This window comes from Endozoicomonas arenosclerae, assembly GCF_001562015.1.
Classification (GTDB): Bacteria; Pseudomonadota; Gammaproteobacteria; order Pseudomonadales; family Endozoicomonadaceae; genus Endozoicomonas_A; species Endozoicomonas_A arenosclerae.
On the sequence record NZ_LASA01000079.1, the window covers coordinates 1 to 19897 of the forward strand.

The 19897-nt window shown below is 47.9% G+C and carries 13 protein-coding genes; 7 read left to right on the forward strand and 6 right to left on the reverse strand.

The window, feature by feature from the left end; translation table 11 throughout:
* On the reverse strand, positions 1–169 hold a 169-nt coding region (locus WG89_RS32105; RefSeq protein WP_062260605.1), incomplete at its 3' end, for a transposase.
* A 155-nt stretch (positions 170–324) separates the two neighbouring features.
* On the opposite strand from WG89_RS32105, the gene WG89_RS12065 reads away from it, so the two are divergent.
* Positions 325–1875, forward strand: coding sequence for a hypothetical protein (locus WG89_RS12065; RefSeq protein WP_062266233.1), 1551 nt, complete (start codon positions 325–327; stop codon positions 1873–1875).
* Position 1876: 1 nt separating this feature from the next.
* Here WG89_RS12065 and WG89_RS12070 read toward each other — a convergent pair whose 3' ends face one another.
* From WG89_RS12070 to nagB, 3 genes are all read right to left on the reverse strand, one after another.
* Complete coding sequence (locus WG89_RS12070) at positions 1877–3451, reverse strand: hypothetical protein (protein WP_062266236.1); 1575 nt, start codon at positions 3449–3451, stop codon at positions 1877–1879.
* Between the two features lie 106 nt (positions 3452–3557).
* Positions 3558–4466: an SDR family oxidoreductase gene (locus WG89_RS12075; protein WP_062266238.1), complete on the reverse strand. Its 909-nt coding sequence runs from the start codon at positions 4464–4466 to the stop codon at positions 3558–3560.
* A 101-nt stretch (positions 4467–4567) separates the two neighbouring features.
* Complete coding sequence (nagB, locus tag WG89_RS12080) at positions 4568–5368, reverse strand: glucosamine-6-phosphate deaminase (protein WP_062266241.1); 801 nt, start codon at positions 5366–5368, stop codon at positions 4568–4570.
* A 194-nt stretch (positions 5369–5562) separates the two neighbouring features.
* Here nagB and WG89_RS12085 point away from each other — a divergent pair, with 194 nt between their 5' ends.
* Positions 5563–6042: a CreA family protein gene (locus WG89_RS12085; RefSeq protein WP_079253812.1), complete on the forward strand. Its 480-nt coding sequence runs from the start codon at positions 5563–5565 to the stop codon at positions 6040–6042.
* A gap of 133 nt (positions 6043–6175) precedes the next feature.
* On the opposite strand, the gene trxA is transcribed toward WG89_RS12085, so the two are convergent.
* Positions 6176–6514, reverse strand: coding sequence for a thioredoxin (gene trxA / locus WG89_RS12090; RefSeq protein WP_062266243.1), 339 nt, complete (start codon positions 6512–6514; stop codon positions 6176–6178).
* A gap of 163 nt (positions 6515–6677) precedes the next feature.
* Here trxA and WG89_RS12095 point away from each other — a divergent pair, with 163 nt between their 5' ends.
* Both WG89_RS12095 and WG89_RS30325 read left to right on the forward strand, forming a co-directional pair.
* Positions 6678–7511, forward strand: coding sequence for an AraC family transcriptional regulator (locus WG89_RS12095; RefSeq protein ID WP_062266245.1), 834 nt, complete (start codon positions 6678–6680; stop codon positions 7509–7511).
* 48 nt (positions 7512–7559) lie between these two features.
* Positions 7560–9758 (forward strand): hypothetical protein, encoded by a 2199-nt coding sequence (locus WG89_RS30325; protein WP_062266247.1) that lies wholly within the window; start codon positions 7560–7562, stop codon positions 9756–9758.
* Here the strand turns inward: WG89_RS30325 and WG89_RS12105 are convergent.
* Entirely contained in the window at positions 9755–11920 is a 2166-nt protein-coding gene (locus WG89_RS12105) for a hypothetical protein (RefSeq protein WP_153301558.1), read from the reverse strand. The two genes, WG89_RS30325 and WG89_RS12105, sit on opposite strands and share 4 nt — an antisense overlap.
* Positions 11921–12071: 151 nt before the next feature.
* Between WG89_RS12105 and sbcD the strand changes: the two genes are divergently transcribed.
* From sbcD to WG89_RS12120, 3 genes are all read left to right on the forward strand, one after another.
* Positions 12072–13328: an exonuclease subunit SbcD gene (gene sbcD, locus WG89_RS12110; protein WP_062266251.1), complete on the forward strand. Its 1257-nt coding sequence runs from the start codon at positions 12072–12074 to the stop codon at positions 13326–13328.
* Positions 13325–16987: an AAA family ATPase gene (locus WG89_RS12115; protein WP_062266252.1), complete on the forward strand. Its 3663-nt coding sequence runs from the start codon at positions 13325–13327 to the stop codon at positions 16985–16987. The genes sbcD and WG89_RS12115 overlap by 4 nt, the downstream gene beginning before the upstream one ends.
* Before the next feature lie 230 nt (positions 16988–17217).
* Positions 17218–19881 carry a hypothetical protein gene (locus WG89_RS12120; protein WP_172806800.1) on the forward strand — a complete coding sequence of 888 codons (2664 nt, stop codon included), beginning with the start codon at positions 17218–17220 and terminating at the stop codon, positions 19879–19881.
* Positions 19882–19897 lie beyond the last annotated feature (16 nt).

The following is a 19897-nucleotide window of genomic DNA, read 5'->3' on the forward strand; positions in this document are numbered from 1 at the left end:
GAGGATAAGGAGGTCTTCCGTTGCCACGCTTAGGGTAATAGGGCTCGATTACGGCCTCTAAGCGTTTCCATGGAATCAGAACCTCCATTCTTTCAAGAAAAATTTCCCTACGAGTTCTGCGTCGCTTCTGGCTGAATTCACTGTCGGAAAAAGAGAGTTGTTGGTCCATGACTACCTCTGATCAAGCTGCTGAGATTATTATCTCATGATCAGGGACTTATTCGCAGGTTCCCTAGTTTGTTTGAACCAATGACTTAAAGAAACGGTCTAACTATCAAATATCTGGAAGATTATTCATCACAGATCAGTGAAAAGGAGTTTACTGTGCAAAAGCTTGATTCCTGCTTGCCCCCTATTCAGGCGACCCAAACTGACACAGCCTCAGTTAAACATGAGGGTGAGGCTCTGTTCGCACATAAAAAAACATCCAGAGCAGAGACAGAAAACAAGTTACCTGAAGCTACTTGTTCAGAACTCACTGCACCCAGAAGTCCCGTCCAAATGGTTGAAGATCATGCCATCATTGATCTGAGGAAGATTCCGTTTTATCAGCTCCTGATGCCAGAGAGTTTTTTTCCAACATCATTGTGTAAGCATCTTGAAGCATACCAACACAGTGCAATCGAGGAGCTGAAGCAGCGCTTCGATCAAACTATAAAAGCCATGAGACTGAGTTCAAAACACAGTCATCTCATCCAGGAAGTCCGAGACTCAATGCTAAGTCTCTCCTCCATAAAAGATTCTATTGCCCCTCTCAGTAAACTGGGCTCTCAATTCAAAGCTCATCTTGCTGTGGCTGGCATCAATACTCCAGAGATACATGACAGAGCTTTTCAGGATGTCTCTTTCCGTCTGGTGACCCCTATGCTCCAACAACTGGGGCTTTATGAAAAACACCAGACCATGAAAAAATGCTTCGGCTATCCCATGAGGCCTTCACTGAAGCTACCCTGCGAACTGAATCCTGACCCGGTATATGACCCGAATCTCTATGACTGTTTCTGCCAATTCCTCAGCGATCAACTCAAAGGAACCACTAGAGGCTTTCCCGTCAAACTATTAGGCTTTGTGCCACCCGGATTTGCGGATCCCGACGCATCGACTCGAGGCTATATGGACAGCTTCTGGTCATTAAATATGAGTCATGGAAACCTGACTCATCTTCTGCAGCTCTTTCTTCAAAAAGACGCAGGACACATGAACAGTGATGCACTGAAATGGATCATCAAACATGATTTTTGGACACTGATTATGGAATTCAACGGTTTCCTGTCTTTTGATTCATTCACGGTAACAGAACCGCAAGATGACGACCTGAAAATATTGGATAGCCTGAGGCTTGATGACACAGACACTATTCCGGCCAGACTCTCCCTGATCGGTTTAAGACGGTCACTACTGGGTAACTCACCGGATGCCCTTCACACCAGATTGCTTTGCAGTGAATTTTCATTAGCTATCAGGCAGCTAAACAGCCAGCTTTCGCCAGAAAAACGAGCCTCATTCATTCAGAACATTCTGAAACAAGCAGCTGACGAGAGTGATGACAAGAACATACAAACACTCAAGCAGGTTGAAGAAAACCTGGCTCTCATTGAATGGATCATTCGAAACGATCAGCTGAAAACTCTGGGAGAGATTTCTAAATTTCTGGGTAAAACACCCCATACGGTTTTAACACACGATGACTCTTTAAATGGCCAATTTTCAACCGGCACACCCCAAGTAGAAAAATGTGTGAGAGAAGAAGCCAGGAGAGATATCGCCAAAGGCAAAAAAGTATATGGCATCAATGCACAGGGGACGAAAAAAATAAGACTGGACAGTCACTCCAGACTGGAAAGGTACACCGCCTTTATGGTTTATTCCGATTGAGTCAGTCTCTATAAACAACAAACGACTGATATTTGCTTAAGTCTGAATGCTGATCCAACACTTTAGCCTTGGTTGAGCCTGGCTTGATACCCAGAACCCTTCTTCCTTTTGCCAGATGTCTTCTCGCCTTTTCCCTGATAACAGGCTCCGCTTTATCTTTCCCTACAAAACTGTAGGTATCACTCAGATCTTTAAACAATGCATCTGAAGACTGAAGCCCCATGAAACTCGCAATCTGATCCATACTTTTCAGCTGCTTATGCGTAATGCAGCTCTCAAGAGCGGTTAGATTTCTGGCCACATCTCTCAGCAGAGATTTGTTCAGCAAGTCGGAATCACAGGGTTTCATACCCAGAACCTGAGTGATCAGCTCTACCCTGCCTTCTGCATCAAGATCTTCAGACAAACAATCAATGGCCTGGGAAAACTCTCCTGCCAGGAAGAAACGATGGATAAAGCTGGGGCCATTGGCACACAATGCGGCTTCTCCACCTTGTAAATTAATCAGGGAAATATCCAGGTCATCCTTCTCCCCTTCCAGTGTTCGAGCCATCTGTTTATCTTCCGAGCCTGGGTCAATAATGGAGTAGCCATCACAAGCAGGTACATAGATCCTGTCCAATACCCACCCCCATAATCCATGATCAACCATATAAGCTAATGAGTCCTTATCAAGAATACCGGCTTCAACTAACAAGACTAACTGGATCAGGTGAGTCTCATTGCCATGCAGAAAATTGAGCGACCAGTGACTGTCAATAAAGCCACTGCCTCTGACCCTTGGATTAGCCACTTTTGAAGGCACAAAGCCCAGAAGCTCACATAATGGTCCTTCAATGCCTGCTGCTTTCAACTTTTCTCGCAGGAATGCCTGCAATTGCCTGGAACCCTTTAACTCCGGGTGGTCTTCACCTGGTTTTCTTTTGGGAATTCTAAGGGATTGCTGGTTGGCAAACTCAACGGCCGCAGGTGAATTAACGTATTCTTTGCTTTCTAGCAGGTTGATTTGTCTTGCGGTATAACGTCTTTCTTCCATCTCACAGAAATCTTCAACCGCAGTCTCAGGATAGGGCTCTCCTGTCTTCTGATCATAAAATGCTCTGAACTCGTTACCCAGACGAGCAAGTGGGCCTACCAGCCGCCTGATATCGGATAAATAGTCTAGCGCCACCAAAGCTTTCATGGCCTGGGGTGATTTGGCCATGACTTCTTTAGGTAACGCATTGGCATGAAGACGAGAAAAGTTATCCCGACTACGATGCTGATTCATGAAAACATAGTTTTCCAAATGAGTCTTGAAAGCCGGGGGGAAGTAGTGGGAGGGCATGAGCAGCTTACAGAATGGTAATTTAGTGAGGTCAACGACCGTTTTATAAGCCACTCTTCCTTTTTCCAATTCTTTAACGTCGAACTCACTGAGTATCGGCCTACCTATCTTGAACTCTTTGGCAGATGACTTCGCCACAGATCGTCCAGACATTGAGGCCTGCTCATCACTCTGATGGACAGGACCAGCCTCCTGAATATCAGGTAGCTCGAGACGGGTATCATCTAAAGTCGGAAAGCCAAAACTCAAGGGAGAACTCCTTTTCTCATTAATTTGAACTTTTGACTCCCTCTCTCTGCCCTGTGTTCATAACAAGCTTGTCAGCCATTCTGACAATGACTGCCATTCAGGGCGCTTACTCTTCATCCTCATAAAAATCGTAAAGCCTGGGCTGGCTCAACTTCACCCCAGGCGGCACGGGAATATTTTCGGGCACAAAGTAGTCTGGCACCAGTGCACTGCCGGGCACCATACTGTACTGCTCAAGGTCTCTAACGCCTTCTTCGTAGAGCAGGGTGTCATCTATGCAGAAGTGGCCAGTGAACTCTTTTGAAGGTTTGGAGACAATGGCAAACGCCGCATCAGCCATGATGTCCGGCTTTCGAAACTCTGACCTTAACGATTCACCACCATGGACAATGGCAGCCGGGGAGTCGATGCCAACTCTGGGCCACAGGGTGTTCACTGCAATCCCGTCATCCTTGAACTCGGAAGCCCAGCCCAGGGAGTAAAGGCTGACAGCAAACTTGGATACCGAATAAGGCGAAGTGTATTTGAACCAGACCGGTTTGATATCCAATGGCGGAGCCAGATTGAGAATATGAGGATTTTCGGACTTTTTCAGATGGGGGTAGCAGGCCTGGGTGACCATAAAAGTGCCGCGTTCATTGACATCGAACAGCAGGTCATGCCTTTTAATGGCCGTAGCCATTGAGTGCTCCATCCAGAAAGCCGCAGCATTATTGATACAGATATCAATGCCACCAAACACAGAGACGGTTTCTGCCACAGCAGCCTGAACGGCTTTTTCATCCCTGACATCCATAACAATGGGTAAGGCCTTGCCACCCAGGGCTCTTACCTGTTCAGCCGTTTCATGGATGGTGCCGGGAAGTTTGGGATGAGGTTCTGCCGTTTTTGAGCAGATGGCAATATTGGCACCGGCTCGGGCAAAACGTTTGGCAATAGCTAAACCTATGCCTCTTGAGCCACCTGACAGGAAGACAGTTTTTCCTTTAAGTGACGTTGTTTCTTCTTGCGACATGGCGGCTCCAGCTCCTGAGTTGATGGTAAATTCATCTTGTCAGAAGCTGGAAAAGGGCAGTACGCCCATTCGAGGTATGCCAAAAAATGATCGGCTGATAGTTATAGTCCGCGAATGTTCTCGGCTTCCAGCTCGGCAAAGTATTTCAGGGTCTTCACTCGCAGTTCCATGGTGGCGTCCTCATCACAGACGATCATGGCTTTTGGATGCATCTGCATGGCAGAAACAGTCCACAAGTGATTCACGGAACCTTCTACTGCGGCGTGCAGGGCATAAGCCTTGTCAGCCCCAGTGATCAGAATCATCACTTCTCGGGCATCCATCAGAGTGCCAACACCAATGGTCAGAGACAGTTTTGGCACCTGATTGATATCGTTGTCAAAGAAACGGGAGTTAGCCTGACGGGTTTTGTCGGTCAGGGTTTTGATACGGGTACGAGAAGTCAGGGACGAGCCTGGCTCATTGAAAGCAATGTGCCCGTCGTGACCTACACCGCCCATAAACAGATCTATGCCGCCATAGGATTTGATCTTGTCTTCATAATGCTGACATTCAGCTTCCAGATTTTCCGGATTGCCGTTGAGCAGGTTGATGTTCTCATGGCGGATATCAATATGCTCAAAGAAATTCTTGAACATGAAGGTACGGTAGGATTCAGCGTGATCAGCAGGAATACCCACGTACTCATCCATGTTGAAGGTGACTACATGCTCAAAGCTCACCTCACCCGCACGGTTCATCTCAATCAGGTTTTTATAGGTAGCCATTGGCGTACTGCCTGTCGGCAGACCCAGGACAAAGGGCTTGTCTGCTGTTGGCTTGAACTCGTTGATCCGCTTGGCAATGTGTTTAGCGGCCCATTTGCCCACGTCGGCTTTAGCGGATAGAGGGATTAAACGCATAATGTAACACCCGGTTGTAGACCTTCTGAACTCTGTTTAGCCGGATGATGGCGATTTGTCATCATTTTTTCGGCTTAATGTAACCGGTTACACTACCACTTTTAAAAGAAATGGCCTATCTCACAGATCAATGTTTTGTTATTAATGTCCGAAATCCAGATGCTTGGAACTCCACTCCTCAAACAGGTATGGCCATGAAACTCTTACTGCCCCTGACTGCAGCGATGCTGCTATTAACAGGTTGCTCTAATGAAAACGAAGTGGGCAATGTCAGCCTGGGCCTGTTCACCACCAAAGACATCAAAATTGAAAAAGTGAATGACCCTCTGGTCACAGGGGTTACCTGCCATATCAGCCATATCAAGGCCGATCTGAGTTTTGCCGATCCGTCTGACATGGGGATCTCCTGTCGCCAGACCGGTCCCATCACCCTGGACATGATCAAGGCCATTGATAAAAGTCCCAGTGGCGAGATTGTCTTCAAGTCTTCCAAGAGTGTGCTGTTCAAATCCCTGAAGATTCGCCGTATCTGGGATGCCCAGAACAAGACTCTGATCTATCTCAGCTACTCAACAAAAGAGGTGGAAGGCAGCCATAAGCACTCTATGTCGACGGTGCCACTCTGGGGTAATGACGTTTGGGGGGAACTGGAAGAAATGCCTGCTAAACGGTAGTTCGGATCAACATCTTATAAAAAAGTCTGCGGGACCGGTTTGGGGAAAACGTCCCGCAGAAGACACCACAAATAAACACAGAATCTATGAAAAACCTCCTCGGGCAAGAAAATGAAATGCTCAGAGTAAAAAGTTAGCGCTTCTTGGCTTTGGCCATATGATCATCGAGCCACTGAGTGACCGCTTTTTCCGGCTTTGAGCCCACCAGCTGATCAACAGCCTGGCCCTTATGAAACAAAATCAGAGTCGGTACGCCGCGAATACCATGTTGCTTGGCCAGCTCCTGCAGCTCATCAACATTTGCCTTGCTGGTCGCCACCTTGCCTTCATAACTGTCGCCAATCTTTTCGATCACCGGATTCATGACTTTGCAGGGACCACACCAGGTCGCCCAGAAGTCCACCAGTGACCAGTCGGAATTGTTGTTGATACGCTCAAAATGATTATTATCGGTGAGTTCGTGAACACTCATTGAATCAATCTCCTTGAAATGGCTTATTATTCTCTGCACAGCAATGAAAAGTACGGCGTTCTCCAAGGCTGGTGACGAGCTTTCCTGTATCTACATGAGCAATATTAAGCCAGCTGTGAGATGATCTGGCTCAAATCGTCTCTTTTATGGATTCGTTCGTCTCATGGATAAGCTTGCTTCGATCCTCAACCAGTTCTCCTTTTCAACAGGGGTTTTCTACACCGGACAGCTATGTGGCCTGGGTTCCTTTGAAGACGAAAAGAGCCAGGTTGGCCATATCCATTTGCTGAAACAGGGCGTTCTGGAGGCCAAAGAACCGGGCAAAGCCGCTATTGTTTTTGATGAGCCCACCCTGCTGTTTTACCCCAGACCCACATCCCACACGATCAGGGCCGACAAAGAGTCCAATACCGAAGTTGTGTGTGCTGAAGTTCATTACGGCGCAGGCCCCAGCAACCCTCTTGCCAGCTCAATACCTTCACTGGTCAGCATCCCGGTTAATCATGACCCACGATTCAAGGAGACGGTTGAATGGCTGTTTGAAGAAGCTTTTGGCAGCAAGTGCGCCCGTCAGTTGGTTATGGATAGGCTCTGTGAGCTGCTGATCGTCCAGTTGCTCCGCTGGGTTATCAACAATCGTCAGGTCGATGTAGGCCTTCTGGCCGGGCTGGCCGATTCCCGACTGGCCAAAGCCATGGAAGCCATCCATAAAGAGCCGGAAAAAAACTGGAATCTGGTTGAGCTGTCTGAATTAGCCATGATGTCCCGATCCCGCTTTGCAGCTCATTTCAGGGAAGTCACAGGTCAGACACCGGGAGACTACATCGCCAGCTGGAGAGTCGAAGTCGCCAAGTCCATGCTCAAAAAAGGCAAACGGGTCGGCTGGGTAGCCAATGAAGTCGGCTATGAAAACACTTCCACTCTGGCCAGAACCTTCCGTAGCAAAACCGGAATGAGCCCCAAGGAATGGCAGAAGCAATTTGCCAGCCATCTCTAGGAGCACAGACTTCTATAGTTATTGAAGAGCTCATCACAAGGACAGAAAATGGATTCTGCAAAAGGACAAGGCGACCGACTGCCCAGCCCGACTGTGAAAGAGCCTTCCCCACCTTCCACCGCCTCAACCGCCAGCATTGATGAAAAAACCCATTGGGAAGGTCATGAGCTGGAAAAGCAATCTCCGGAAGCTTCCGGACAAACTTTGAAGCCCCAGGTATCAGAGTGTACCGGCACTCAACCTGAGCAAACTTCAGCTACTTTCAGAAACATCAGTCCCACCTCCTCCCATGAAGCTTTTCCCACAACCGGCAAAACTATTCTGGCCGTATTGACAGAACAAGCTAGCCATAAAAAGAGTCCATTTCTTGATTTGCCCAAAGAACATATAGAACGGTATAAAGCGAAAGCCAAATCCAAGGGTACCGCCAAAGACAATAACTTTGCCGCTGCATTAGGAAAAATGTCATTCCTGGGGCACCAGCTGCTTGAGCTTCCCACTCTGGACAAGGATCAGCGAGACTCGAAGCTGCGCCTTATTAATCTGTTTTTTGACGGCGCACAAGCAAACAGTGCGGAGAGAACCACAGCTCAGTTGCGTTGCTGGTATGCCCAGATGAAGCTGCCCCATGCTCCGAAAATGACCTACCCGGAAAAAGTCCAGATCATGGAAGCCCTGAAGGCAGCTAACGGCAAGGTCATCCCCATGGCTGCATGGTTGTTGGCGGTGATTCATGCTGGCCTGCAGGAGGGTATGGAAGAATTTGCCAATCCTATCTGGGTTAAACAAAACCTGGCTGAAGCAAAAGCACAGTTCAACAATCACTTTTACGGTGACCCTCTGCGCTTCTCCCCCCGTCAGCTTTACCCTATGGAACCAGAGTTACTGAGACTGCCACCCCTTAATGATAAATCCGATCTCAGCATCTGCATCTACCTACAGAATATGCTTCGTGGAATGTTCGGAGTGGGTTGTGAGTCCGAGTCCGTACCGGCACCCACAGTAGATCTGGAAGCCCCAATGAAAGCCATGGTCGCCATGATCTTTTACATCCATATTTTCTGCTTCAATCCTGAAACACCTTTCAGCAAACAGCAAACAGCAAACAGCAAACAGCAAACAGCAAACAGCAAACAGCAAACAGCAAACAGCAAACAGCAAAGGATACAACTCAAACAAATCGAGCGACTTTCGAAATACACAAGCCCCAGGTTAAATACCATTGGCAACTACATCCTCTACTGCAAAGAAATTCTGGGTATGGGCAGCCCCGTTAATCTTTTCAAAGCAGCGCAGTATGCTGAGAAAGCCGGAGCTTTTTTCCCTCATTATCTGATGACGGCGGCCTGGGACTATTCGGCCTGCCTGCAATACGAGAAAGCTCAGGCTTGTCTTGATCGCCTGAAAGCTCAGCACCCTTTATTGGCAGACCTGCGTGCCGGGGAATGCCAAACCATTCAGGATAGAATCCAGGATGCCATTAACCAGGAACGGGCAGAGGCCGAAGACGCCAGAAAAAAAGCCTCCCAAAAGCAGCACACTAGCAAAAAAACGGCTTCCACTTCACAAGAAACCGACACCCAACAACAAGATATTGAAGATACAGAGACACAGTCAGCAGAAGAAACTGCTACCACTGACATACAACCCCCCCCTCTACCAAAAGCACCTGTGGAAGCCCCTGTAGTATCCGCTTCAAAGCTTGTCAGCAAATCATGGCATCCCAAAATTAAAGAAGCCATTCGTATTGCAAAAGAAGTAAGAAAAGAGGGTGACACCATCGGCGCACTGCAAGTACTTCAAACGGCTGTGAAGAAGTACAGCCAACAAGCAGGAGCAGAACGCCTTCATGAAGAAATGGCCTGGTGCAGAATGGATCAATGCTTCTGCTCCCTCGAGTCCGCCTCACAAGAACGGATAGAACAGGCTGAAAATCAGCTACTGAAAGCCCTGTCACTAAAACTCAGCGTCTGCCGTCCACATAATGAAACCGTACAGGCCTCGAAAGACCCCCACCGTTTGCTGAAGCAAATCAACGAATTTTTTGTGACTCAAGCCTCCAGCCTGCCAGATTACCAACTTGAGGAAATCAAAAGGGGGTTTTACTACCTGATGAGTTCAATGGGACACCTTTACAGTCTTAAATCCGGATTCAGACACGGTAAAAGGACAGAGATCCAGCAAAAGCATCATGATTTTTATCAATTGAGACAACAGATAATATCTCCTTCCAGAGACTCGTTTTAATAACAGCTCATGAACGGCGTTTTAAGCTGGAGTTCGAGTTGGCTCCCGGACTTCTGAACCAGCAACTCCAGGAAATCCGTATCCAGCTCCAGATCTTCTTCCTCTTCACTGCTTCGATAATTGTCAGCCTGCTTCAAGCAGCGGCTGTAACTCCAGTGGTGATCACCGTACAGGCTCAGCAATGCTTTCATTACGCTCTGTTGATCTGACAGTGTGTCATCCTCATCCCTGAAAACATTGAAGCAGGTGGTTTCTTCACGGGTTAATTGCTGGATACCAGAGAAGGTGCTGATGATATCCAGCGCCACGGCTTTGAATTTTGACTCTGCATACCCCCAACGTTGACCCCATAAAGAAAGCAGCTCCATCAATGCTCTTGCTTGTGATTCTTCTGCCCCTTCGGACAATAGATTGACAGCGCCCATTGCATTCAAACTCAGGCTTTGTCCGATATTGCCTGATTCGTCATCCACACTGACAAGCTGTGAACAAACAAAGTACTTATTCTCAACCACTATGCTGGCACGGTATTGATAAAGGGGAAAATAGTCTCTGGCAGAATTCTCAACTTCTTCCAAGGCTACTTTTAATAACCTGAAAGCTTGTTCATCAGAATGCTGACTGGCTTTCTGACAGATCGATTGTAACTTTCCATGAGTTATTTTTTTACAGCCGCTCTCACTGGTAGAACTTGATGAAACCAGGTACTGGTACAGATACGACAAGCCAGTGGTGGTCAGAAATGCTGCAAACCCTGTTTTCAATAGACCCTTGACTCTCTGATACCCCTCAGCGTTTTCTTCTGCAAGATCGGGAGAGGGACTGATCGTTGGAGAAATGGAAGGCTGGTAGCTTGAGGACCTGCGAAGCTCTCTTAATTTTCGTTTCTGCTTGAAACTCAGCTTCGGTTTGTCTGGAACTACTACCGGAACATCCTCTAAAAACAGACTGCCTGCACCCTGCCCCACAATGTTCTCAACGATATCTACCACCAGATCCAGATGACGTTCCGCTTCCAGATCATTTTCAGATATAAGAATGGCACCGGCATTGGCTAAAAAGTCCACGCCTAAGCCTTGTGAGCTTGGAACAGGTGTTTGCGAAGAAATAACCGTTGTTGTAGAAACCGTTTCTGTTGAAGTCGTCGTTGCAACTTCCGCGCTGGTCGTTTCACTGGCTGAGGAAGGCAGTATTGTTAAGCTCAGTGTTGGTGGAGATGGTTCAATCGGAGCCTGATACCCCATCGCCAATAAAACAGGGTGGTCGGGGGGAAGTTGATCGAAGGGATATTCAAGCGGATAAGCCCAGGGGCCATCAGGTGCCGTGACAGAATAAAAACCATGGAAAAAAACCTGGGTACGCGATCGTTCTTGCTGCCTCATTATCTGAATCAGTGGAGAATCTTCACCAAGATGCTGAGGTATGTATTGGCTGAGCTGAAACGCATTCCCCCCCAATGCCTCAAAGTAATAGATCACTCCATGATAAAGGCTCCTCAGGTAAGTATTGCTGAACCAGACACTCCCCGCTGCGTCCTCCGGACGACCCTGCTCACCATCGGGAAAGAAAATAATCCTGAGCCCTTCTCGTTCTAACAGGGTAAAACGATATCTCATGGACTCAGGGATATAGAGCCCATGCTGTCCACCCATATAACCCGGAATTAACCAAACCAGATTTTGCTGAGTCCGGGACATCTCAAGCTCCATAGCTTCCACCAGAGCACTGATGTATCCGGGTAGAAGGGCATTAGCACTATCGAAAAGCCCATAGTAATTGTCATCCGCAGTCAGGAAATCATCGAGAACCTGATAGCCAACACCGACCCGGAGCTTTCCAACAGGAAAAAGATAGAGCTTTTTTTTAACTTTGTTCCAGAAAAAAATGCTTTTTCCATCCTTTGTTACACCCAGAACATCACCCCAATTTTCTGGAACATAGATGGCTAATTGATGTTGATCGTCAATCAAAGTATGGAACCAGGGAACATTACCTTTGCTTTTATGGTTCTCCAGAAAGTGCCCTTCAAACTCAATCATTTTTCTGGTGTGCTCAGGTAAATCGTTCATCTTGGTATACACATTCATAGCCAATCCCTGAGAGGCATAGAGGTAAGCTACTACCAATAACCCAAGGACTTTGGCTCTATCCCAGAGAAGCATACGTGAATCCAATCTAATATTTTAATTCTATGAAAGTAGTCGATTTCCCTGATTCTGCCGCCTGCTTCTGACGTATAAGCAGACTGACAGCCAGCCACCAGAAAGGTATTCTTTACGATTACCTTTTCCGTATCTGGTGAACTGTCTATCCATGCGCATCCTCCATACTTCCGACTGGCATCTCGGCCAGCACTTTATGGGCAAAAGCCGTGAGCCCGAGCACCGGGCATTTATTCAATGGCTGTTGGATACCGTCAATGAACATTCAGTGGATGCGATCATTATTGCCGGTGATATCTTTGATACCGGAACGCCTCCCAGCTATGCACGAACGCTCTACAACCGCTTTATCGTGGATCTTCAAAAAACCTGCTGTCAGCAACTGATTATTGTTGGCGGCAACCATGATTCTGTGGCCACCCTGAATGAATCGCGAGACCTTCTGGCTTGTCTGAACGCCCATGTTGTGGGTGGAGTGTCAGAACATCTGGATGAACAGATCATTACCCTGAAAAACAACAAGGGTGAGCCGGGGGCTGTTGTCTGCGCCATTCCATTTATTCGCCCCAGGGATGTACTGGAAAGCCGTGCCGGAGACAGCGATACCGATAAACAACTGGCACTGCAAAATGCCATTGCCGATCACTACAAGACTGTTTTTGAGAAAGCCACTGACCAGAATCTTCCTGTTGTGGCGACAGGACATCTGACGACAGTGGGTGGGCAAATGACCGAGTCTGTTCGTGAGATTTATATTGGAACCCTGTCGGCTTTCCCGGCCAGTGCTTTTCCTCCAGCGGACTACATAGCGCTTGGTCACTTGCACAGACCGCAAAAAGTCTCGGACCAGGATCACATTCGTTATTCAGGTTCACCCATTCCCCTGAGCTTTGACGAAGTATCCACAAACAAACAGGTGCTGCTGGTTGACCTTGCTGCCGGGCAATCTCCTGAGATCACCGCAGTGGAAGTGCCTTTATTCCGCCCTCTGAAAAGCCTCAAAGGCGATCTTGAGAGTATTCAGCAGGCACTGGCGCAAATAGGTTCTGAAGCTCCTCTCTCTCCCTGGCTGGAACTGGAAGTCAGTACTGATGACTACCTCAGTGATCTACAAACACGCATTCAGGCCATGATTGAAGACAGGGATCTGGAAGTATTAAGAGTCCGACGCAAACGTGAAGCCAGTGAAGCGACTCTGCAAAGAGAAAGCCGGGAAACTCTGGATGAACTGGACGTCACTGATGTGTTTGCACGTCGGCTGGGCGATGAAGAGCTGGAAGAACAGAGAGTTGAAACTCTGAAGCAGGCCTTTAATGAAATACTGGGATCACTTGAAGAAGAGTCTCAAACAGAACCTGAGTCAAAGCCTGTGGATAACAATCCAGCTAATAAGGAGTTGATGGTTTGAAGATTCTCAGTCTCCGTCTGCAAAACATTAACTCCCTGAAAGGCGAATGGAAAATCGACTTTACCGAGGACCCCTTTCGCAGCAACAGTCTGTTTGCTATTACCGGCCCTACCGGAGCCGGTAAAACCACCCTGCTCGACGCCATCTGCCTGGCTCTTTATCATCAGACGCCCCGTTTAAATACCGTTTCCGCCAGCGAAAACGAACTGATGACCCGTCACACCTCAGAGTCACTGGCAGAAGTGGAGTTTGAAGTTCAGGGTGAAGGTTACCGGGCATTCTGGTCCCAGCGCCGGGCCAGAGGCAAAGCCGATGGCAAACTGCAGAGCCCACAGGTAGAACTGGCAAAGCTTGATGGCACCATCATCACCAGCCGCATCAACGACAAACTGAAAAAAGTCAGTGAAATCACCGGTCTCGACTTTGGTCGTTTTACCAAGTCCATGATGCTGGCACAGGGTGGTTTTGCTGCCTTTCTGCAGGCCAGCGCCAATGACCGGGCTGAACTTCTTGAAGAACTGACAGGTACCGAGATTTATGGCGAAATCTCCCGCCGAGTTTTTGATAGAACACGAACCGAGCAGGAAAAACTTAATCTGCTTCAGGCCAGAACAGAAGGCGTTGAGCTTTTAGACGATGAAGTTATAGAGAAACTCAAAAACGAACAGGTTGAATTAACTGAGTCCACCAGCAAAATCCAGAATCAGATCAATGAACTGAATAAGCAACAAAGCTGGCTGGAAAAGAAATCAGAGCTGGAGCAGGAAAAACAGGCATCAGAGCAACTTCACCAGCAGAATCTGGAACAGAGAGAAGCCAGTGGGGAAACCCTGAAAAAGCTGGAGGACTCCATTCCAGCCCTGGAAATCAAGCCGATATACGAGCAGCTAACCACCCTGAAAACTGCTGCCAGCTCTCGCCAGCAACAGATAGACCAGCTTCTTGAACAGGAAACAAAACTCAAAGAAGCCCTGACTGAGCAGGAGCAGAGCAGCCATAAAGCCCAGGACAACCTGAATCAGGTCAAGCAACAAAAGGCTGAAACTGAAAAGCTGATTGCTGACCAGATCATCCCTCTGGATCTGAAAATATCCGAGGCTGAACGCCATCAGATTGAATTATCAGAATCCCAAAAAGAGATTCAGCAAGCACTGCAAGCACAAGAAGAGCAGCATTCGAAACTGCTAGAAAACAGGCAACAGCTTCAGCAGTCGCTCAAGCAGGCTACCGATTACCTGACCCTCAATCCTGGCCATGAAAAGCTGGCAGAACAGCTGCCTCTGTGGTCTGCACAATTTGACCAAAGACGCTCTCTTATACAGCAACTCAACCAGCTGAAGCACAAGCTTGGGGAACTGAATACCCAGAGCGAAAGAGACAAGAACCAGCACCAGCAGTTACTTCAACAACAGCAGGAAAGTCAGGGAAAGCTCTCCCAGGCCAGCCAACAACTGGAACAACAGCAAACTCAACGTGAGCATTGGCTTCAGGGTCATGAAGAAGCTTCACTGAGAGAACAACAACGTTTCCTTCAGCAGAGAATACCCTTTTGCCAGCAACTCAAGAGTCTGGTTAAGCAACATCAGGACACACTGTCGGCTATTTCCACTGAAAGCACGACACTGGATGAAAATAAAAAACAGCTTGAAGCAGTCCAATTAGACCTGAACCAGCAGAGAGACCTTTATCGTCAGGAAGCTCAACACCTGAAAGACCTGGAAATCCTGCTGCTGCAAGAACAAAAAATTGCCAGCCTGAGTGAGCATCGTAATCAGCTTAAAGAAGGTGAAGCCTGCCCACTGTGTGGTTCAAACGAGCACCCTGCGGTACAGAACTATCAACAGGTTGATGTGGATTCCACCACTCATCGTCTGACGGAAAAGAAAAAGCGGGTTGCCGAGCTGGAGCTTCAGGGCACCCGTAAAAAACAGCTGGAAACAGAACTGAAAACCCTCTGCACTACCTCAGAAAAGCGCATTCAGGAGTTACAAAACCAGCAGTCTGTCACCCTGGAAGAGTGGCAGAAAGTGTGTCACTCACTGCAGATTCAAATGAACATCTCTGACACCGAGTCAGTTCGAACATGGCTGAACAATACCCGAGAACAACTGTCCGCCATGAATGAGCAGGTTAAACAGCTTGATCAGATCAACCAGCAGTTAAAAGATGCCCAACAGGAAGTCACCCGGGAACAGCGACGGTTCGATCAGAGTCAGTCTCGTCTGGCACTCTTGCAGCAACAGCAGAATCAATCAGCAGAACAGATTAAAACCCTGACCGAACAGTTTTCAGATCAAGAGCATGGACTTTCACAACTGGAAACAACACTGCAAGGTTCACTGCAAACGGCTTTACCCGCTCTTGAGCAGCAGGATGAGTGGCTAAAAGGTCAAGCTGCCTTAAAAGATCAGTGGCTGGCTTGTCATCAGCAAAGTACTGAACAGCAGCAGGCTCTTCAAAACCTCAACCATGAGGTTCAACTGCTTGAACAAAGTCTTCTGCAATCCAGGCAACAGACAGGTCAGCTGACTAGGCAGCTGGATCAGATCAACAGAGAGCAAGCTGACCGCAAGGACTTTAGATTCACACTCTTTGGCGAGTTAAAAGTGACTGAGGAAAGAGACAGAATTGAGCAGGCCATTGTTTCAGCAGAACAAGGGAGCAAAACTGCAGAAGCGCACTTTCAGGCGGTACAGCGTTCTGTCAGTGAGCTGTCCGGCTCCATTCAGCAACACCTTAATGATCAGAAAACTCACCAGTCCGAACTGGAAGAGAAAGATAAACTCTGGCAGACCACGCTTGCTGAGAGCCCTTTTGAATCCAGTGAGCAGTTTGAGCAGGCACTGATTTCACCAGAGCAACGTTCAGAGCTGGAATCACTGAAACAATCTCTGGATCAGGCGGTTTCAAGAAGCACCGAACGCTGCAAACTGGCAGAAACTTCCCTTGAAAAGCTGCTGAAAGAAGCGCTGACAGATCAGGCTACCGAGGAAATTCTAAACCTTCTGAAACAGCAGGAAGCAGAACTAAGCCTGAACAATCAGCGGCTGGGAGAAATCCGACAGGCTTTGAGTGAAGATCAGAAAAAACGTCAACAGTTGTCTGACTGGGTCACTGAAATCAGTCAGCAGAAACAACAGTTTGCCGTCTGGGATCATCTCAATAGTTTGATCGGTTCTGCCAAAGGCGACAAATTCCGTAAATTTGCCCAGGGGCTGACTCTGGACCATCTGATTTATCTGGCCAATCAACAGTTACAAAGGCTCCATGGTCGCTATCAGTTGCACAGAAAAACAGATGAAGCCCTGAGTATTGAGGTGATCGACACCTGGCAGGGTGATACTGCCCGGGATATCAAAACCCTTTCCGGCGGTGAAAGTTTCTTGGTCAGCCTGGCCCTGGCTTTGGCTCTGTCAGACCTGGTCAGTCATAAAACCAGCATTGATTCCCTGTTCCTCGACGAAGGCTTTGGCACTCTGGATCAGGAAACGCTGGAAATTGCCCTGGATGCCTTGGACAGCTTGAACGCTTCAGGAAAAATGGTGGGTGTTATCTCTCATATCGAATCCCTGAAAGAGAGGATACCCACCCGGATAGAAGTCAGGAAAGAGACCGGGCTGGGCTACAGCTCTCTGGACAAGCTCTACGCTGTGACATGACCTCTACAGAGCCTTCAAAGGCTGGCTCTTTGAAGGCTTTGCTGACAGGTTTAGCCGTGTCATTTCAGATACAGACTTGATTATTTATTAAATTTCAACTTCTTTATTTACTCATTATCAAAACGTAAATATGTTGATCTGTGATAAAAACAAAAGTTGAGCCTTATCTATTTCTTTTAATCAGGTTTTTCATCAAACGTTTGTTTTTTGCAGTGATCCTCACCGGATCAGTGAATCTTCAAACGCTCTATGCAGATGATGTAATCCTGGACTCCACCCAGCAATATTCATTTGCAAACAGTGAAAGCGGCCTTTATGTCAATACGCCGAGGACTATGTACTATATTCCCGGTTTTTCCCTGCTGTACGACACGCTGACCATTGGTTCCAATGCCCTGATAGCCAGCTTTCTGGATAATCTGGATGCCTACGTTCTTTTGGGAACCATGTTTCTTAAAGGCATTACCCCGCTTACTCTGAATGAAGCCGTTGCCAATGTGCATGCTGCCGATTCTGTTCTCACTGCTTACTCTGCAGTCTGCATGACACTGTTCTTCCATTCATTCTCAACTAGACCCTCAGGAGAAATGGTGGCTCTGAATGCACACCCTATGGCTACGGATCATCAGTTCAATGAATTCGGTAACGGCCTCCAGACGGTTTCTGTTTACACTGGCAAAGCCCTGTTTGACAGACAGGTCCGCATAAACCTTGTCGTACCAAAACCCGTTTTAAGAAAATACCCGGTTATTCCCAACTACCATACACAGACCCGCTTTGAAGGCACTTTGCATCTCAAATACCCCACGCCCCCAATGAGATACGAGGAGGATAAAGGGTACTCGCGCAGCCTGCTGTCTCTGGCCCCAACGCCTTTCACTTTTTCAGGCTCTCACTATTCTGAAACCCCTTCCGGTCGGGTTCTCTATGCACTCAAGAAACTTGATGGAGAACAGGGAGACCAGATTTTTCTGGGCAAATCGCCGGAAGGAGACCTTTTTATATTGATGTATCTGGGGATGTTCGGAGACTACCACCAGATCTGGCTGGACACGGATGACATCAACTTCTACAACGATCAGCAATGTGAATCTGGTTCTATAGAGCAGGCTCTGGAGCCTTTGAGTTTTCTGTTTTCAGAATCGGGCAGTCGGATTTTCAGTAATGCTGTTCGCTGTTTTTTTGAGGACGAATGTGAAGAAGGGCGGCTCATCAGCCAATACAGTCACGAGCTGAGCCTTTATCAAAACCAGACAGGTGCTGAAACTGAGTTCCTACCAACCGGTTTAACTCATTGGATCTATGAAGCACCAGATCAACCGTCACAGGGAATCGCCAGAACCGTGACCAGCAAACAGGTATCCATGCAGAGATTCAGCTGCACCCCCGGTAGCCGCCATTGCCAGGCGGGGCTGTTCTGGTCTGCAAATGATGGACAGCTACCTGCCATCATAAGGGTCGCGGAAGGCGATGAAGTGAAGTATTTACATCGTCGTCTTAAAAGACTGGAAAACCCGGGAAAAGAACTGAGCGCAAACTATCCCTATTCTCTCATCCACCCCCACTACTTCCGGACCTTTGCACTTCTTGTGTGGGGAGTGTCCAGTGCCAATCCGATCAGACCCATGTTGAAAACACTGCATCGTAAAGCACTTGGAAAAATTGTACGTCCACTGCTGTTTTCTACGGCACCCTCTGTCCCCTCAACAGCACTGATTGCCTCCAGCGGCCTTAAAGGCGTCAGCAAAGAGCTCACTGGCTCAGGTCCACTGTCTCCCGTTAAGGCAACCCCTCAACAACAGGCGCTGGCCAATTTCAAAGCCCAGCTTTTTTATGGCGATATGTACAGCGGTGGCTTGCTGTCGCGAGCAAGCAGTCTGCTTACTGGAGAGACCTATGTTCTCCGGGCCAGCGCCCATTTATATGGTGGCCGGTTAGGTGCCGGTGAATACATGTGGCTCCCTGATCAACAAAGAGGTCTCTTCTGGCTGGCCTATGGCGTGACCCGTATGGATAAGCCTTCAATACGAATGATTCTGGAATTAAATGAACACGGTCACTTTATTCAGCTAAGTCAGCCGGTTGTTACAGCACTGAACGGTTTACTCAAGCCCAGAAGAGTTCCAACAGGAAGAACAAAACTCAAACTAAAAGGTTCTGCTCAGAAGAGCCTATGGCGTGAGAGACTGGATGAAGCATACAGTGATGCACACCAGAAAAAACATACGACAAAGGTTTATCAAGGAGATGCTCTGGATAACGTACCTGAAGTCTGGCAGGACGAAGAATTTCTCAATGCCCTGGCTACGGTAGAAAGGGATAACAGCTGGCAGAATCCAACGGTGTCAGAAAACCTTCGCAAGCAGGAGTATGAACAGGAGGTTGCCACCCAGATGCCACGAAGAGGACGGTACTTCAGTCGCTTTGTATCAGGTACCCGAGGTGGCTCATCGCAAACCACGCCTGCACCGGCCAGCAGAAACCCGGATATTTTCGAAAAAGAAAGCAGTAAAAGCGCTCTTGTGAACAGCGGGCTGAGTACCCAATGGTTGAATAAAGCCATGACCGAAATAGAGAATCACAGCTGGAAAGAACTGAATGAGTGCTGCCTCATCAGCAAACAGACAGTTAGCTGGAAGGGCAAGGATTACCCCCTCTACTACAAGTCCAAAGGGGAAAAGATTGTGAATAATGAGGGGAATACTGTATCGATGTTTTTCACCATTGATGCAGAACAGGTGGTGATTCTGGCTGGCGGTAGACACCCTAAAGCGACAAGACAGAATCCGAATCCCTGGAGCCAGTATCACATTCACTGGACCCGCCCCGGTTTCAATGATCCTAAATTCAAAACAGGTAAGCGTTACACGTTGCCTAAGGATAACCGAAACTAGTTAGCCGAAGGGTGGA

Excerpts from the sequence above, each read along its gene's own strand:
- WG89_RS12075 (WP_062266238.1), bottom strand. The coding sequence starts at position 4,466 with ATGTCGCAAGAAGAAACAACGTCACTTAAAGGAAAAACTGTCTTCCTG.
- nagB (WP_062266241.1), bottom strand. The coding sequence starts at position 5,368 with ATGCGTTTAATCCCTCTATCCGCTAAAGCCGACGTGGGCAAATGGGCC.
- WG89_RS12085 (WP_079253812.1), top strand. The coding sequence starts at position 5,563 with ATGAAACTCTTACTGCCCCTGACTGCAGCGATGCTGCTATTAACAGGT.
- trxA (WP_062266243.1), bottom strand. The coding sequence starts at position 6,514 with ATGAGTGTTCACGAACTCACCGATAATAATCATTTTGAGCGTATCAAC.
- WG89_RS12095 (WP_062266245.1), top strand. The coding sequence starts at position 6,678 with ATGGATAAGCTTGCTTCGATCCTCAACCAGTTCTCCTTTTCAACAGGG.
- WG89_RS30325 (WP_062266247.1), top strand. The coding sequence starts at position 7,560 with ATGGATTCTGCAAAAGGACAAGGCGACCGACTGCCCAGCCCGACTGTG.
- WG89_RS12105 (WP_153301558.1), bottom strand. The coding sequence starts at position 11,920 with ATGCTTCTCTGGGATAGAGCCAAAGTCCTTGGGTTATTGGTAGTAGCT.
- sbcD (WP_062266251.1), top strand. The coding sequence starts at position 12,072 with ATGCGCATCCTCCATACTTCCGACTGGCATCTCGGCCAGCACTTTATG.